Below are 15,432 nucleotides of genomic sequence, written 5' to 3' on the forward strand. Positions count from 1 at the left end.
CCGTCGTGTTCGACGCCCTCCAGCAGTGGTACGACGACCCGGTCTTCCGCGGTTGCGCGATGCTGAACGCGGCCGCCCAGCACCACGTCGAGCCCGTACGCGCCATCAGCGCGCGCCATCTCGACCGCTACCTCGAACTGCTGACCGGCATCGCCGAGCGTGCCGGAGCCGCCGATCCACCGGTCCTGGGGCGGCAGTTGTTGATGCTGGTCGAGGGCGCGACCGTGGTCGCCGCGCACCACGACGGCGCCGGCGCGGGTGAGCACGCCCGCCGGGCCGCGCTCACCCTGCTGTCCGCCGCCTCCGCGGCCGGCGTCAGGAGCTCGTGAGGATGACGAGGCGCTGGGTCGCCCGGGTCATCGCGACATAGCGGTCGACCGCTCCTTCGATGCCCTCGCCGAACCTCTCCGGGTCGACGAGGACGACCAGGTCGAACTCGAGCCCCTTCGCCAGCTCCGGGGTCAGCGACCGGACGCGGGACGTCTCCCGGAACGTGGGATCGCCGATGACGCAGGCGATCCCTTCGTCGTGCGCGGCGAGCCAGTCGTCCAGGATCGAGCCCAGCTCCGAAGCGGACCCGTGTACGACGGGGACGTCGCCGCCGCGGATGGAGGTCGGCACGTTGGCGTCCGGGAGCACGGCCCGGATGACCGGCTCGGCTTCCGCCATGATCTCTCCCGGCGTCCGGTAGTTGACGGTCAGGGAGGCCAGGTCGATCCGGTCGAGCCCGATCCGGTCGAGCCGTTCCCGCCACGACTCGGTGAACCCGTGCCTGGCCTGGGCGCGGTCGCCGACGATGGTGAAGCTCCGGGACGGGCAGCGGAGCAGCAACATCCGCCACTCCGCGTCGGTGAGTTCCTGGGCCTCGTCCACGACGATGTGCGCGAACGGGCCGGCGAGCCGGTCCGGGTCGAGGGTGGGCAGCTCGGACTCGTCGACCAGGTTTCGCTGGAGGTCCTCCCGGCGCAACTGCGTCACGAGGCCCTCGCCGTCGTCGTCGGCCTCGATCAGGTTGTCGACGACCTGGGCCATGTGCTCGCGCTGGGCGGCGAGAGCGGCTTCCTGCCGGCGTTTGCGTCGTGCCGCCTCCGGGTCGCCGAGCCGCTGCCGTGCCGCGTCCAGGAGCGGCAGGTCGGACACCGTCCAGGCCTGGGGGTCCTCGCGTTGCAGCTTCCGGACGTCGTCGAGGCTGAGCCAGGGAGCGCACATCCGCAGGTAGGCGGGTACGGTCCACAGGTCTCCGACGAGGTCGGCCGCTTCGATCAGCGGCCACGCGCGGTTGAAGGTCGTGAGCAGCTCCCTGTCCCGCAGCAGCGACTTCCTGAGCAGGTCGGCCGGTGCGCCGCCGTCGTGCTTGTCCACCAGGATCCGGACCAGCTCCTCCCAGATCTGGTCGCGCGCCTCGTTGTGCGGAGTGCCGGGTTCGGCCGCCTCGAACGCCTCGGCCCAGTCGTCGGGGCTCAGCCGGACGTCGTCGGACCAGGGGGTCGCGATCGTCATCTCCTTGGCGGGCGGGTTCTCGTAGAACCTGACGGCCGGTTCGATCGCCTTCACCAGGTCCGCGGACGACTTCAGGCGGGCCACGTCGGGGTCGGTCTCGATCCCCGCCGCGGCTCCCTCGGCGACGAGGTCCCGCAGGGTGCAGGTCTGCACGCCCTCCTCGCCGAGGCTCGGCAGGACGTCGGCGACGTAGGCCAGGTAGGGCTGGTGCGGGCCGACGAACAGCACGCCGCCGCGGCGGTGACCGAGGCGGGGGTCGGAGTAGAGGAGGTACGCGGAGCGGTGCAGGGCGACGACGGTCTTCCCCGTACCCGGGCCGCCGTCGACGACGAGAGCGCCGCGCGATCCCGCGCGGATGATGGCGTCCTGGTCGGCCTGGATGGTGCCGAGCACGTCGCGCATCCGGGGCGACCGGCTGGAGCCCAGGCTGGCGATGAAGGCGGACTGGTCGTCGAGCGCGGCGTGCCCTTCGAACCCGTCCGGGGTGAACACCTCGTCCCAGTAGTCGCTGATCCGGCCACGGGTCCAGCGATACCTGCGGCGGCTCGCCAGCCCCATCGGGTTGGCGTGGGTGGCTCCGAAGAACGGCTCGGCCGCGGGGGAGCGCCAGTCGAGCAGCAGCCGGCGACCCGCGCTGTCCGTGAGGCCGAGCCGTCCGACGTAGACGGGCTCGGAATCGTCCGCGCCGACCATGCGTCCGAGGCACAGGTCCAGACCGAAGCGACGCAGTACGCGCAGGCGGGCGGTCAGCCGGTGGATCTCCATGTCCCGGTCCAGCGCCTGCCGGCCTTTGCCGCCGGGCGCCCTGCGCTCGGCCTCCAGGCGGTCGGACAGGTCGGCGATCGACCGCTCGAGGCTCTCCGCGATGGCCGCGAAGTGCCGCTCGTCTCCGGCGATCAGCGTCGGGTCGGCCTTGCGGGAGAGGCGGCCGGGAAGGTCGAACACGCTGTTGTCAGTCACGGCGTTCACGTCATCAGCTCCGATCTGGGGTCGCTCGCGACCGGTACGCACCAAGACATCCGAACCGGCATGTCGGCGCGGACTCCGCGGCCGTGCGGACACCACCCGCATTTCACGTCCCCCGTTTCCGCAGGTTCTGGCTTCGGCGGACGATTCTGCGGCACGACGGGGGTCTTGCCGCAAGCCCCCCGGTCCGCTATACGTTGAGAGTGGAAAGGAGCGGTTACTCCCCTTTTCCCGCATCCCCGCCCTCGCCGATGCCGCTGCCGATGTGCTGACCGCGCGTCATCCGGGGGATCGATTCGACGTCGTCCTGCGCCCGCCCCCGCGTCCGGGGCGTCCCGGTGCTCAGGTTCGCGCCGCCGCGAGGTCCTCCTCGTCGCGGGAGCCGCCCGACTCCAGGCGTCGTACGGCGGGCACCGCGAGCACGAGCGCCGAGGTGGCGACCTGCCACACCGCGCCGAAGCCCAGGACGGCGGCGACCCCGACCACCGACGCGACCGGCCCCGCGGCGGCCAGGCCGAGCGGGCCGAGGGCGAACGCGCCCAGCGTGGTGATGGAGGTGACGCGGGCGAGGACCTCGGGCGGCAGATGGCGCTGGTTGGTGGTCGCGTAGAGCACCCCGCAGACGGCGGATCCGACGCCGGCCACCAGCGCCGCACCCGCGAGCGGCACCGCGGGCAGGCCGGCCGCCAGGGCGGCCGAGGGCAGCGCCCAGCCGACCGTCGCGACCGTCGCGACCACCAGCGGGCGGCGGGGCGTCCGGCCTCCCATCGACGCCAGCCCTCCCAGCACGGCGCCCGCGCCGTACAGGGTCATGACCAGCCCCCACTCACGCGCACCCCCGGGGCGCTGGTGCGCGACCACCGGGCCGAGCACGAGGAACGGCGCCCACACGAGCAGGTTGAACAGCGTGAACTGCGCGGTCGTGACCCACAGCCAGGTGTGGGAGCGGAACTGCGCCCAGCCCTCGCGCACCGCCGTCCACGCGGGCGTGGCCTCCGCCCCGTCGTCCGGCGCGGTGGGCCGGTCCCTGACCCGCAGCAGCGCGAGGCAGACGGCTCCCACCGCGTACGTGACCGCGTCGAACGCGATGACCACGCCCGAGCCCAGCGTCGCGACGGCGACTCCCGCGAGGGCGGGCCCGGCGACCGTCGACGTCGACTGGGCGAGAGCGGCCAGCGCGTTGGCGTCGCGCAGCGTGTCGCCCCGGTGACCGCCGTTCCCGGCGATCCGGGGGATGAGAGCCGCCTGGGCCGGGTGGGAGAACGCCTCGCCGACGCCCCACAGGGCGACCAGCACGACGAACGTCCAGACGCCGGGACGGCCGACGAGCAGCGCCGCCGCGAGGGCCGCCTGCGTGGCGCAGCGCAGGATCTCGGAGGCGACCATCACGCGCCGCGGCCCGAGGCGGTCCGCGATCACCCCGCCGACCAGCAGGAACACCACCATGGGCACGATCCGGGCGGCCATCACGTAGCCGAGCTCGGCCTCTCCGCCGCCGCTGTCGAGCACCGCGAACGGCGTCGCCACCGACGCCGTCGCCGAGCCCAGCATCGACACCGCGGCCCCGACGAAGAAGAGCCTGAGGTCGCGATGGGCCAGAGCGGCCAGCCGTCGCCGTGTCCATGTCATCGCCATGGTCACCAAGACTGCGCCGCCGCCGGCCGCTCCTGCAACGCTCTGACGCAAGAAGGCTGAGTCCCTTTACTGCATGTTCCGCACGCGTCGGCAGACCCGTCCCGGCCTGGTATTTTCCGGGGGAACGGCATCGTGCGGCCCTGTTTTTTACTGCGGTAGGTGGGAACACGCCATGACGACACCCCCGGCACCGGTCGAGTACGCCGTGGCGGTCGACCACTATCTGGCGACGCTGCGGCTCACCGAGGCCTCCCGCCGCGTCTATCGCATCGCCCTGGCGAGCTGGACGTGGCCGCTCGTACGGCGGGCCGCCCCGCCGGGCCGGGCGCGGCGCGGCGCCGCCGCCCCGATCGTGCCGCTCGCGCTGCTCGACGCCCCGGACGCCGCGGACCGGCTCGCCGACGCCCTCGCCTGGCGCGCCGCCGTCGCCGATCCGCGTACGGTGAGCCGCGAGCTGTCGATCCTGCGCGGCGCGGTCACCTGGTGGCGGACGCGCGGCTGGGTCCGGGGCGACCCGCTCGCGCGGCTGCGCGCGCCCGCGACGCCGCGCGCGGCGCCTCGCGGCCTGTCCCCCGAACAGGTCGCCGCGATCTTCGATCTCCCCGCCGGCCTGCGCGAGCAGGCGTGCTGGCGCCTGGTCTACGAGACCGCCGCCCCCGTCGAGCGCCTGCTCGCCCTCAACGTCGACGACCTCGACCTCGTCCGGCGGCGGTTGCGCGCGGACCCCGGCGTCCGCTGGGGGCCGGGCGCGGCCCGGCTGCTCCCCCTGCTCCTGGTCGGCCGGAGCCAGGGCCCGGTGTTCCTCGCCCGCAGGCGGGCCTCTCCCGGCACGCCGGTCCGCGACCGCTGCCCGGTGACCGGACGGGGCCGCCTGTCCTACCGGCGCGCGGCCGAGCTGTTCACGACCGCGACCCGCCCGCTCGACCCGGACGGGCACGGCTGGACGCTGCGCCGGCTGCGCGCCGCGGGCGTCGCCCATCGGTCCGGCGAGGGGCGCGGCCCGTCAGGCGGGGCCGTCCCGGCCTGACGGGTGCGCGGCGGATCGAGCCCGCCGCGCACCTGTCTTGTCACCGCGCGGGGGACACGACCAGGGCGCTGCCGCCGCCTCGGCGCACCGGCTCGGCGACCGCCTGCACCCGGTCGCGGCCGAGGAACTCCAGTGCGGTGGCGGCGCCGATCTCGGGCGTCGTGGTGAACGTGTGGCCGAGCGCGGTGAGCGCCGGGCCGTACCGCTCGACGAAGGCGGGCTCGGCCTGCGTCGCGGCGGCGTTGCGCTGCGAGGCGCGGGGCGCGGCGAGCGCCTCGGGCAGGGACATCCCGAGGTCGAACCGGTTGACGAGGATCTGCAGCACGGTCGTGATGATCGTCGCGCCGCCGGGCGAGCCGACCGCGAGGAGCGGCCTGCCGTCCTTGAGCACGATCGTGGGAGCCATCGACGAGCGGGGCCGCTTGCCTGGTCCGGGCAGGTTGGGGTCCCCGGGGGCCGGGCCGAACGTGAAGTCGGTCAGCTCGTTGTTCAGCAGGAACCCGCGCCCCGGCACGACGATGCCGTTGCCGCCGGTCTGCTCGATGGTGATGTTGTACGCGACGACGTTGCCCCACCTGTCGGCCACGACCAGGTGCGTGGTCTCCGGACCCTCCGGCTTCTCCTCCTGAGCGCCCTTCTCCTGGGCCCCCTTGTCCGGAGCCGTCGTGTCCCGGCCGCCCGCGGGGGACGCCGCCGGGCAGGGGGCGTACGTCCCGTCGGGCGTGCCGGGCGGGGCCGGGTTCGGCATGGCCGCCGGGCCGATGAGGCAGGCCCGCTCCTTGGCGAACCCCTCCGACAGCAGCTCGTCCAGCGGCACGTCCACGTACGCGGGGTCGCCGACGTACGCGTTCCGGTCGGCGAAGGCCAGCCTGGACGCCTCCAGGTACGCGTGCAGCGGGGCCGCCGCGGTCTCGCCCGTCGCGGCGAGGATGCCGAGCGCCTCGCCGACGGTGGAGCCGCCCGACGACGGCGGCGCCATGCCGTACACGTCGAGCCCGGAGACCGTGACGTGCGTCGGCGGGCGTTCGATCGCCCGGTACGCCCGCAGGTCGGAGAGCTCCATCAGGCCGGGCCTGATCACGCGGGACGAGCCGGGCGTGACCGGCGGGCGCTTGACCGTGGCGACGACCTCCGCGCCGAGCGCTCCGCCATACAGCCAGGAGGGGCCGCGCCTGCCCAGCTCCCGGTACGTCGCGGCGAGGTCGGGGTTGCGCAGCACGGACCCGACCGCGGGCGGGCTCCCGCCGGGCAGGTAGAGCCGCGCGGTGGAGGTGAAGTCCTTGAACCGGTCGGCGTTCTCCGCCGTCTGGTCGTGGAACGTCTGGTCGACGACGAATCCGCGCTCCGCGACCTGGATCGCGGGCCGCAGGGCCCGGCTGAGCGGCATCGTGCCGAACCGGCGGAGCGCGAGGTCCCACTGCGCGACGCTGCCGGGCACGCCGGCCGAGAGCCCGCTCGTCACCGCCTCCGCGAACGGGACGCCCTCGAACGCGGTGGCGGTCATGGCCCGGGGCGCGGTCTCCCGGCCGTCGATCGTGGAGACGCTTCTCTTCCGGGCGTCGTAGTGGACGAGGAAGCCGCCGCCCGCGAGACCGGCCGAATACGGCTCCGTCACGCCGAGGGTGGCCGCCGCCGCGACGGCGGCGTCCATCGCGTTCCCGCCCTGTTTGAGGATCTTCAGTGCCGCCTTGCTGGCGTCCAGGTCCACGGTGGCGACCGCGCCGCCGTACCCCTCCGCGACCGGGACCTTTCCGGCCCCGGCGTGCGGCGGCGCCTGCGGGAGGCGCGGGAGTGCGGTCTCCGGCGTCGCGTGGGCGGGGGGTGCGACGAGACCGGTGATCGAGGTGACAGAGGTGACGAGGACGAGCGTGAGAGGCGCGACGGCGCCGCGATGTGCCTTGATCCGCATAAGTGACCTCCGTAGATCACTCAAGCATGACCGAGCGGGTCAGAAAGCGCCATGGTGTGAGCCCGCCCGTCCGGGCGCGCAGCGGTACGGGGGCTACGAAGCCTCGGGCGCCCGCAGGTTCCCCAGCGCCGGGGCGAGCCGGGCGATCTCGGCGAGCATCGCGTCGGCGGCCTGGGTCATGACGTCGTTCGGCCGCACACGCCCCTCCTCGTCCAGGAACTCGCGGACGAACGGGATGGTGACCGCCTCGACGACGGGCAGCATCTTCAGGCCGGAGACGACCTGCTTGAGCATCTGCACGGCGCGGGTGCCCGCGGACACGCCGCCGTAGCTCACGAAACCGGCCGGCTTGTACTGCCACTCGCCGTGCAGGAAGTCCAGGGCGTTCTTGAGCACCGCGTTGAAGCTGTGGTTGTACTCCGGGGTGACGAACACGAACGCGTCGGCGCGCTCGACCGTCGCGCTCCACTCCTTGGTGTGCGGGTGGACGTACTGGCGAAGGCGCGGGTGGTGCGGCTCGTCCAGGAACGGCAGGTTCACCTCGGCGAGGTCCACGATCTCGACGTCGAAGACGTCCTGGGCGACGGCGCGGTCGCGGAACCACTCCGCCACCGGGAGGCCGACCCGGCCGGGACGGGTGCTCGCCACGATGATCTGCAGAATCGGCCTGGACATAACGCTCCTTATGTTGCGCGCCGAAAATCGGTTGAAACTTCAACATATCGTGCGCCCCGGAGTACTCCCGAAGGTGTATCCACAGGTCCGGCGGTGGGCGGATGAAGCGGTCGGCCGCAGTGGCTAGCGTGCTGATGTGCGCAACCGCTCCCCGTGGCGCCGCCTGACCGGCTCCCTCCTCCCGCTGACCGTCGCCCTCGTCCAGACGCTCGGCTCACACGGCGCGGAGTACAGCCAGGTCTCGGTCGAGAAGCTCGGACGCGTGCCGCTGGACTGGCGGGGCTACGCGCTGCTGCTCGCCGGCCCGCTCGCCATCGCGGTCCGCCGCCGCTTCCCCGTCCCCGCCCTGCTCGTCACGCTGGCCGCCACCTGGGCGTACCTGCTGCTCGACTTCGCCTACGGTCCCGTGTTCGTCAGCCCGGTGGTGGTGCTCTTCTGGGCGGTCGTCTCGGGGCACCGCCTGGCCGCCTGGCTGGCCGGAGGCGTGACGTTCCTGTTCTTCGCGGCGTACTCCACGTGGCTCATCCCCGAGCCGCAGGGTTGGTTCCACCACACGGCGATCGCGGCGTTCCTGCTGCTCACCCTCACCGTCGCCGAGTCCTACCGGGCCAGACGCGGGCGGCTGATCGAGCACGAGCGGGTGACCGCGGAGGAGGCCAGGCGGCAGGCCAGCGAGGAGCGGCTCAGCATGGCCCAGGAGCTGCACGACGTCCTCGCGCACAACATCTCGCTGATCCACGTCCAGGCGTCCACCGCCCTGCATCTGATCGACGACCATCCCGAGCAGGCGCGCACCGCGCTCGCCACGATCAAGCAGGCGTCCAAGGACGTGCTGACCGAGATGCGCGGCGTGCTCAGCGTCCTGCGGGACGGCGCGCCGCGCTCCCCCACCGCCGGGATGGACCGGCTGGACGAGCTGGTCGAGCGCAGCGGCCTGCGGGTGAAGGTCACGGTCGACGGCGACGTCCGGCCGCTCCCCGCCGGGGTGAACCGCGCCGGATACCGCATCGTCCAGGAGTCCCTCACCAACATCACCCGGCACGCGCCCGGCTCCCGGGTCACCCTCAGGGTCACGTACGGCCCGCGCGAGCTGGCCGTCCTCGTCGAGGACGACGGCGCGGGGGCGGCCAAGGCCGTGCCGGGCCTCGGCGGCGGCAACGGCATCCCCGGGATGCGCGAGCGGGCCGCCGCGCTGGGCGGCTCCCTGACGGCCGGTCCGCGGCCGGAGGGCGGCTTCCGGGTCTCCGCCGCGCTTCCCCTGCCCGCCCCGTCCGACGAGGAGCAGAAATGATCACGATCGTGCTGGCCGACGACCAGGCCCTGGTCCGGGCCGGGTTCCGCGCCCTGCTCGACGCCCAGGACGGCATGACCGTGGTGGGCGAGGCCGGCGACGGCGCGCAGGCCGCGCGTCTCGCGCGCGAGCTGCGCCCCGACGTGGTGCTGATGGACATCCGGATGCCCGGCGTGGACGGCCTGACCGCCACCAGGACGATCGGCGCGGACCCCGACCTGGACACCACCCGGATCATCATGCTGACGACGTTCGAGCTCGACGAGTACGTCTTCGAGGCGCTGCGGAACGGCGCGAGCGGCTTCCTGGTCAAGGACACCGAGCCGGCCGAGCTCATCCAGGCCGTGCGGGTGGTCGCCTCCGGAGACGCGCTGCTGTCCCCGAGCGTGACCCGCCGCCTCATCGCCGAGTACGCCGCGCGGGCGAAGTCGCCGGGCGCGGCGCGCGAGCTGGGCGTGCTGACCGACCGGGAGCGCGAGGTCCTCGCCCTGGTCGGCACCGGCATGACGAACGACGAGATCGCGGGCGAGCTGTTCATGTCCCCGGCGACCGCGAAAACCCACGTGAGCCGCACCATGATGAAGCTCCGCGCCCGCGACCGCGCCCAGCTCGTCGTGATCGCGTACGAGTCGGGCCTGGTCCGGCCGGGCTGGCTCTGACCCGCGACCTGCGGGATTCCACCGGGATTGACGAAGTCAACCCCGATCCGCGACCTCGGATGACAGCGAGCATCCGCGAATGGCCGTACTGTCCTGTGTTCAGTTAACGATCGGTTACGGCACGGAGAACAGCACATGGATCCGCAGTTCGATGACATTCCCGAGGTCAGCACCGAGTTGTACCGGGACATCGTCGATTTCGCCGGGAGGACGCCGCACTGGTTCCAGGTCATCGCAGACGTCGGCACGGACGCGGTGCTCTTCGTCTTCGCCGCGCTCTTCCTCGGCGCGTGGTGGCGGGCCAGGAGGCGGGACGACCGCACGATGGCCCTGGCGCTGCTCGCGCCCGTCGCGATGGTGACGGCCTATGTGTTCAGCGAGGTGATCAAGACGTTCATCCGGGAGGACCGGCCCTGCCGGATCGTGTCCGGCGTCACCACCATCGCCGAATGCCCTCCCCTCGGGGACTGGTCGCTGCCGAGCAACCACTCGACGCTCGTCGCCGCGGCCGCGGCCGCCCTGGTCGTCGCCTGGCGTCGCACCCTGCCGTACGTGACGATCCTGGCCGTGCTCGGCGCGTTCTCCCGGGTCTTCGTCGGCGTCCACTTCCCGCACGACGTCCTGGCGGGGATGTTGCTCGGCGCCGTCGCGGCGCCGCTGCTCATGCTGGTCCTGGCCATGCCCGTGACCTCGATCGCCGGATGGGCGCGCCGGACGCCCCCGCTGCGCGTCCTGCTCAGCGACGCGCGGACGAGTCCGTCAGCCCTGCCTCATAGGCGATGAGCGCCGCCTCCACACGGTTGCGCGCCCCCAGCCGGCCCAGGATCGTGCTCATGTACGTCTTGACGCTGCCCTCGGCGAGGTGAAGGCGGCGGCCGATCTCCGCGTTGGACAACCCCGCGCCGGCCAGGGCGAGCACCTCGCGTTCCCGGCCCGTGAGCGCCTCGATCCGCTCGCGGGCCGCCGCTCCCCGGGCCAGCAGGTCGCCGGCCAGCTCGCCGACGACCCGCCGCGCCACCTGGGGTGACAGGTACGCCCCGCCCTCGGCCGCCGCCCGCACCCCCATCGCGAACTCTCGGGGGTCGCCCGTCTTCAGCAGGAACCCGGCGGCGCCGTCGGCGAGCGCCCGCGCGATGTAGGCGTCCCGGCCGTAACCCGTCATCACCAGCACCGCCGTGCCGGGGGCGGCCCGGCGCAGCTCGCCGATCGCGGCCAGACCGTCCAGCTCGGGCATCCGGATGTCGACCAGCGCGACGTCCGGCCGGTGCGCGCGGACCAGCTCGACCAGCGTCCGCCCGTCCGCCGCCTCGGCGACGACCTCGATGCCGGGGTCGGCGGACAGGACCGTGCGGACCCCCGCCCGGATCAGGGCCTCGTCGTCGGCCAGCACCACTCGGACCATCGCGCTCCTCCCCCGGAATGTCGCCTGAACTCTACGAAGCCAGGTCGTGTGGGAGGAAATCCTTGCTCGCCAGCCGCCCTCCCGAGCGGCACAGCCGGTAGAGCTCGTACCGCCGCTCGTCGAACGGGTTCGGGTGGGTGCCGTAGTACCGGCACACCGCCCCCGCGGGCGCCGGCGGCTCCGGCCACACCGGGTCGTCGATCCGGGTACGGCCCGGCAGCACGGCGGCGACCTCGCTCCACGCCTGCCCGACCCGCAGCCGGTCGAAGTCGGCGGGCCGCAGGACGGAGGTGACCGCGTCCCACACCATGAATCCGAGCACGAACGTCACCCCGGCCGCCACCATCGCCAGGGCCGCCCCGACAGCCGCGAAACGGCTGCGGTGGACCCGCCTGCGCGCCTCGGCCAGGTGGACGGACGACCGGGACGGCGCGGCGGCCTCCGCGACCGCCGCGACCGCCGCGGGGCCGGAGGTGTGCGGCAGCCGGGCGACCAGCTCGAACCGGCCGTCCCGCACGCCGGCCGTGAGGCTGCCCCCGCACAGACGGACCCGCTCGGTCAGCCCCGCGAGCCCGCGTCCCCCTCCCGTCACGCGGCCGCCCCAGGCGTACGGACCGGACGGACCCGATGCGGGGGCCTCGAACTCGGGTGGGGTGGACACCGGCCCGTTCGACACGGGCGCTTTGGGCCCGGGCCTGTTCGGCACGGGCGGGTCGGACACGAGTGGGCTGGTCACGGGCGGGTCGGACACGAGTGGGCGGGTCACGGGCGGGTTGGACACGGGCGGGTCGGACACGGGCGGGTCGGACGCGGGCGGGTTGGACACGGTCACCACCGACTCGCCGGCGGTGTGCTCGATCCGGACCGCCACGGGGGCTCCGGGGGCGTGTTTGGCCGCGTTCGTCAGCCCCTCCTGGACCACGCGCCGCAGCGCCCGCTCGGGCATGGGCCGCAGCCGTGTCCCGTCGCCGGGCGCCTCCCGGCCGTGCAGTTCGACCCGCATCCCGGCCGCCCCGGCGCGCTCGACCAGCTCCGCGACGCTCTCGTGGGACGGCCCCGGATCGGAGTCGTCGCGCAGCACCTCGACGATCTCTCGGAGGCGTTCCGCCGCCGCGGTGACGGCCGTCCGCGCCATCCCCGCCGCCTCGCGATGACGCGGGTCGAGGTCCGGCGCGACCTCGAGGCCGCCGATCCGCAGGGCGACCAGGCTCAGCTCGTGGCCGAGCAGGTCGTGCATGTCTCCGGCGATGCGGTTGCGCTCCCGCAGCCGGGCCTGCTCGGCGACCATGCGCTGCTCCAGCTCCAGCCGTTCGGCCCGTTCCCATCCGGCCCGGGCCAGGGCCAGGTGCTGGTGCCGCGCCCGCCCCGCCAGCCAGGGGACGAGCCCGAAGACGGCGATCCCCGCGACCGCGAAGAACAGGGCGCCGAGGTCGCGGCCGAGCAGGGGCACCAGGACCGCGGCCGCTCCGGCCGCCCCGGCCATGCCGTACAGCGCGGGCCGGACCCGCTCCATGCGGGAGCCCGCCAGGTAGCTCATCACCGCCAGCGGCGGGAACAGCACCGTCGGGTCGCCCCGCCAGGCCACCGAGGCCACCCAGACCAGCGCGGCGAGCAGCAACGCCGCGAGGGGGCGGGACCGGCCGACCGCCACCTCCACCGCGATGAGGAGCAGCCCCGCCCCCACCTCCCACCCGGCGTACGGCTCGGCCAGCAGCGACGTTCCGGCCCACAGGAGCGGCAGGGACAGGCCCGCCCACAGCAGGGCGTCCCCGAGCGCCGTCACCCTCCACTTCACGCCCGCAACGCTATCCAGCCCCCGGCACCCACCCGTTCATCACTTTCGGTTGACATCTCCACAGCGATCCATAACTCTTATATCGAGCCGCTCCCAACGGGAAGCGGAAGTCGTGGAGCCGGGAACCCCCGCACAGCCGGGAGCCCGGCTCGGCGCGTTCAACGGCCCTTTCGCTTCTCATACGCGACCTCGACGAGGGTCGTGTGCGTCTCGTACCAGCTCGACCAGTTGCTCTTGTCTTCAAGGAAGGCACGCCGCCAAGCCGCCGCGCACGAGTCGGCGACCCACAGCAGAGGATCCGCGGACGGCGGCGCCTGGTGGACGGCGATGTCCGGCAGTTGACCGGCTGACCGCAGATGCGCGACCGTTCGCATGTCGGCCGCGCGGAGAGCGGCATCCTCTCGCTGCTCGATCACGATCTGTTCGGCTCCCGCTTTGGCCAGCCACGGCAGCAGGCCGTCCAGAACGAGCCGTCGAACATGCTCGCGCTCCCTGGGATCCCCATATCCGGCACAACGGCCGACCCAGAAGGTGATCCCGCGCAACATCCCGAGGGTCGCCACGATCCGGGTCTTGCGCTGCTTGTCCTTGATCCTGGAGACGTGCAGTCTCCCGAAGCCGTGCTTGGGGTCGACGTCCTCTTGCTGAACCAGCGACCGGAGGAAGGTCCTCAGCAGGTTGGCTTCAGCGTTCTCCACGAGCGCGGCCGCGACGAGATAGATGCCCTGTCTGCTCTGTGCCGGTTCCACATCGGCCTCGTCGAGGAAGGCGGCCAGGGGGCTCATGGTGCTCCTTAGAAAATGGGGAGCACCAGCCTAGAGCTGCACGAAGTCACGCATGGTCAGATCGCATAACTCTGTGCGACAAGGCGTACAACCGGCTGGAGTGCGGCGGAGCGAGGGGAAACACCGCCGGGACGGCAGGCTGGGACGGTCCGCTCAGGGCGCGGGAAAAGGAGGGAAAGGACAGGCTCGGAGCCGTTCCACCCGCGACCGCCGAGCCGCACCCCGGCAGGGACGACCGCCACCGCCGCCACCACCACCAGACGTCGGAAGGACAGGCCGAGAGGCCCTCGATCCGTCGATCGCGGCCGGGTGATGTCCTGGCGAGGCCACCCAACTGTTACTGGTCGTCTCGTGGCGGCCACGTTACGTTGCGCGGGAAGCCCACCCCCAAGGAGGAGCACGTGAGGTCGATCGCGCGTTTCTGCGGCAACTGCAGCTGCGGCTGCCCCGAACTCTTCGTCGACCCGTCCGCGCCGCCGGAGCGCCAGGTGGTGATCACCGATGACTTCGGGCAGCGGGTGGAGATGAGTCTCGACCAGTTCGGCTCGATCGTCGAGGCCGCGAAACAGGGCAGCCTGGACGATCTGGCGCTCGTCACCTGAGCGTGGGCCCGGCCGCACTCTTCGCGGGCGGGCTCGCCGCGGGGCTCGCGGCCGGCACCGCCTCGTGCGCGGCGGTCCAGGGGGGCCTGCTCGTCGCCCTGACCGGGCGCCCCCGGCCGTCCGCGCGCCCAGGGTCCCCGCCCCCGGCCGATCAGGTGGCAGGACACTCCGGGTCCGGGGCCGGTCGGGTGGCCGCGACGCGGGCCGACGCCGCGGCGGTGGGGGCGTTCCTCTCCGGAAGGCTGGTCGCCCACACGCTGCTCGGCGGGCTGCTCGGCCTGGCGGGCTCGGCCGTACGGCTCGGGGCGTCCGTGCGGGCGGTGCTGCTCGTCGGCGCCGGGCTCATGGTCGTCTTCCACGCGGTCCGGCTCATCCTCCGTCGCCGGGCCCCGGCCTGCTCCAACGACTGTCCCGATCACACCGATCCCCCCGGGGAGCGCCTCGGCGATGTCGAGCGCGTGAAGGACACGGAGCGCGGCGGGGGCCACGAGCACGGGGAGCACGCCTTCGCGCCCGGCCGGGGCGTCCGCGCACCCGTACGGCGGGGCCTGGTGCTGGGAGCGGGCACGGTGCTCGTGCCCTGCGGCGTGACGATCAGCATGGAGGTCGCCGCCGTCTCCAGTGGATCGGCGCTGACCGGCGCGGCGGCGATGGCCGGGTTCGCGCTCGGCACGGCGCCGGCCCTCGCCGTGCTCGGGCTGCTGCTGCGCCGCCTCTCCTCGTCCCGGCTGGCCGCCCTGGCCGGGGTCGCGGCGCTGGTCGCCGGTCTCTTCACGGTGTCGTACGGCCTCAGGCTGGGCGGGTGGCTGCCCGACCCGGGAGCGCCCGGCACCGGTCTCGCGGCGGCGGAGTCCGCGACGGACACCACGGCACGCGCCGCGCCGGGCACCGTGGCGTCGCCCGGGCCCGGCGGGGTGCAGCGGATCACGATCTGGGCGACCGAGCGCGGCTTCCGGCCCGGCATCGTCACCGCCCGCGCCGGCCTGCCCTTGGAGATCGTCTTCCGCACGCGCGACAACAACGGCTGCACCCGCACCGTCACCGTGGACGGCCGTGACGTCGTGCTGACCGTGACCGGCCAGGACGTCGTACGGCTGCCGCCGCGCCCGGCGGGCGACCTGCGCTATGCCTGCGGCATGGGAATGTACGCCGGATTCATCCGGTTCGCCTGACAGCGGGTCCGTCT

At 73.5% G+C, this 15,432-nt stretch carries 14 protein-coding genes; 7 read left to right on the top strand and 7 right to left on the bottom strand.

Translation table 11 applies throughout. From position 1 onward, the window contains the following. Positions 1 to 5: 5 nt before the first annotated feature. On the top strand, positions 6 to 329 hold the full coding sequence (locus AWQ70_RS25485; RefSeq protein ID WP_218004661.1) for a hypothetical protein: 324 nt from the start codon (positions 6 to 8) through the stop codon (positions 327 to 329). On the opposite strand, the gene helR is transcribed toward AWQ70_RS25485, so the two are convergent. After that, entirely contained in the window at positions 316 to 2,460 is a 2,145-nt protein-coding gene (helR, locus tag AWQ70_RS25490) for an RNA polymerase recycling motor ATPase HelR (protein ID WP_373282375.1), read from the bottom strand. The genes AWQ70_RS25485 and helR overlap by 14 nt on opposite strands. A gap of 348 nt (positions 2,461 to 2,808) precedes the next feature. After that, the gene (locus AWQ70_RS25495; protein ID WP_084517803.1) at positions 2,809 to 4,101 is read right to left on the bottom strand and encodes an MFS transporter; all 1,293 of its coding nucleotides are present in this window, start codon (positions 4,099 to 4,101) and stop codon (positions 2,809 to 2,811) included. Between the two features lie 172 nt (positions 4,102 to 4,273). On the opposite strand from AWQ70_RS25495, the gene AWQ70_RS25500 reads away from it, so the two are divergent. Further along, positions 4,274 to 5,128 (top strand): site-specific integrase, encoded by an 855-nt coding sequence (locus tag AWQ70_RS25500; RefSeq protein ID WP_067180780.1) that lies wholly within the window; start codon positions 4,274 to 4,276, stop codon positions 5,126 to 5,128. Positions 5,129 to 5,168: 40 nt separating this feature from the next. Here the strand turns inward: AWQ70_RS25500 and AWQ70_RS25505 are convergent, their stop codons facing one another. Both AWQ70_RS25505 and AWQ70_RS25510 read right to left on the bottom strand, forming a co-directional pair. Beyond that, positions 5,169 to 7,037: a gamma-glutamyltransferase family protein gene (locus AWQ70_RS25505; protein ID WP_067180783.1), complete on the bottom strand. Its 1,869-nt coding sequence runs from the start codon at positions 7,035 to 7,037 to the stop codon at positions 5,169 to 5,171. Between the two features lie 93 nt (positions 7,038 to 7,130). Beyond that, positions 7,131 to 7,712: an NADPH-dependent FMN reductase gene (locus AWQ70_RS25510; RefSeq protein WP_067180786.1), complete on the bottom strand. Its 582-nt coding sequence runs from the start codon at positions 7,710 to 7,712 to the stop codon at positions 7,131 to 7,133. 136 nt (positions 7,713 to 7,848) lie between these two features. On the opposite strand from AWQ70_RS25510, the gene AWQ70_RS25515 reads away from it, so the two are divergent. From AWQ70_RS25515 to AWQ70_RS25525, 3 genes are all read left to right on the top strand, one after another. After that, entirely contained in the window at positions 7,849 to 9,003 is a 1,155-nt protein-coding gene (locus tag AWQ70_RS25515; protein ID WP_067180788.1) for a histidine kinase, read from the top strand. Beyond that, the gene (locus AWQ70_RS25520; RefSeq protein WP_067180791.1) at positions 9,000 to 9,662 is read left to right on the top strand and encodes a response regulator; all 663 of its coding nucleotides are present in this window, start codon (positions 9,000 to 9,002) and stop codon (positions 9,660 to 9,662) included. Before AWQ70_RS25515 ends, AWQ70_RS25520 begins: the two co-directional genes overlap by 4 nt. Before the next feature lie 135 nt (positions 9,663 to 9,797). Further along, positions 9,798 to 10,445 (top strand): phosphatase PAP2 family protein, encoded by a 648-nt coding sequence (locus tag AWQ70_RS25525; protein ID WP_067180794.1) that lies wholly within the window; start codon positions 9,798 to 9,800, stop codon positions 10,443 to 10,445. Here AWQ70_RS25525 and AWQ70_RS25530 read toward each other — a convergent pair. The 3 genes from AWQ70_RS25530 to AWQ70_RS25540 all read right to left on the bottom strand — a co-directional run bounded on the left by AWQ70_RS25530 (position 10,399) and on the right by AWQ70_RS25540 (position 13,644). Beyond that, positions 10,399 to 11,064, bottom strand: coding sequence for a response regulator transcription factor (locus AWQ70_RS25530; protein WP_067180797.1), 666 nt, complete (start codon positions 11,062 to 11,064; stop codon positions 10,399 to 10,401). The genes AWQ70_RS25525 and AWQ70_RS25530 overlap by 47 nt on opposite strands. Positions 11,065 to 11,095: 31 nt before the next feature. Beyond that, positions 11,096 to 12,859: a sensor histidine kinase gene (locus tag AWQ70_RS25535; RefSeq protein ID WP_157530375.1), complete on the bottom strand. Its 1,764-nt coding sequence runs from the start codon at positions 12,857 to 12,859 to the stop codon at positions 11,096 to 11,098. Between the two features lie 158 nt (positions 12,860 to 13,017). Continuing rightward, positions 13,018 to 13,644: a hypothetical protein gene (locus tag AWQ70_RS25540; protein ID WP_067180803.1), complete on the bottom strand. Its 627-nt coding sequence runs from the start codon at positions 13,642 to 13,644 to the stop codon at positions 13,018 to 13,020. Positions 13,645 to 14,045: 401 nt separating this feature from the next. On the opposite strand from AWQ70_RS25540, the gene AWQ70_RS25545 reads away from it, so the two are divergent. After that, a complete protein-coding gene (locus AWQ70_RS25545) occupies positions 14,046 to 14,246 on the top strand; it encodes a hypothetical protein (protein WP_067180806.1) in 201 nt (66 codons plus the stop codon). 2 nt (positions 14,247 to 14,248) lie between these two features. Then, a complete protein-coding gene (locus AWQ70_RS25550) occupies positions 14,249 to 15,418 on the top strand; it encodes a sulfite exporter TauE/SafE family protein (RefSeq protein WP_067180809.1) in 1,170 nt (389 codons plus the stop codon). Positions 15,419 to 15,432: the final 14 nt, after the last annotated feature.

Source organism: Microtetraspora niveoalba (assembly GCF_001570405.1).
GTDB lineage: Bacteria > Actinomycetota > Actinomycetes > Streptosporangiales > Streptosporangiaceae > Microtetraspora > Microtetraspora niveoalba.

Excerpts from the sequence above, each read along its gene's own strand:
- AWQ70_RS25525 (WP_067180794.1), top strand. The coding sequence starts at position 9,798 with ATGGATCCGCAGTTCGATGACATTCCCGAGGTCAGCACCGAGTTGTAC.
- AWQ70_RS25540 (WP_067180803.1), bottom strand. The coding sequence starts at position 13,644 with ATGAGCCCCCTGGCCGCCTTCCTCGACGAGGCCGATGTGGAACCGGCA.
- AWQ70_RS25505 (WP_067180783.1), bottom strand. The coding sequence starts at position 7,037 with ATGCGGATCAAGGCACATCGCGGCGCCGTCGCGCCTCTCACGCTCGTC.
- AWQ70_RS25510 (WP_067180786.1), bottom strand. The coding sequence starts at position 7,712 with ATGTCCAGGCCGATTCTGCAGATCATCGTGGCGAGCACCCGTCCCGGC.
- AWQ70_RS25520 (WP_067180791.1), top strand. The coding sequence starts at position 9,000 with ATGATCACGATCGTGCTGGCCGACGACCAGGCCCTGGTCCGGGCCGGG.
- AWQ70_RS25500 (WP_067180780.1), top strand. The coding sequence starts at position 4,274 with ATGACGACACCCCCGGCACCGGTCGAGTACGCCGTGGCGGTCGACCAC.
- AWQ70_RS25495 (WP_084517803.1), bottom strand. The coding sequence starts at position 4,101 with ATGGCGATGACATGGACACGGCGACGGCTGGCCGCTCTGGCCCATCGC.
- AWQ70_RS25530 (WP_067180797.1), bottom strand. The coding sequence starts at position 11,064 with ATGGTCCGAGTGGTGCTGGCCGACGACGAGGCCCTGATCCGGGCGGGG.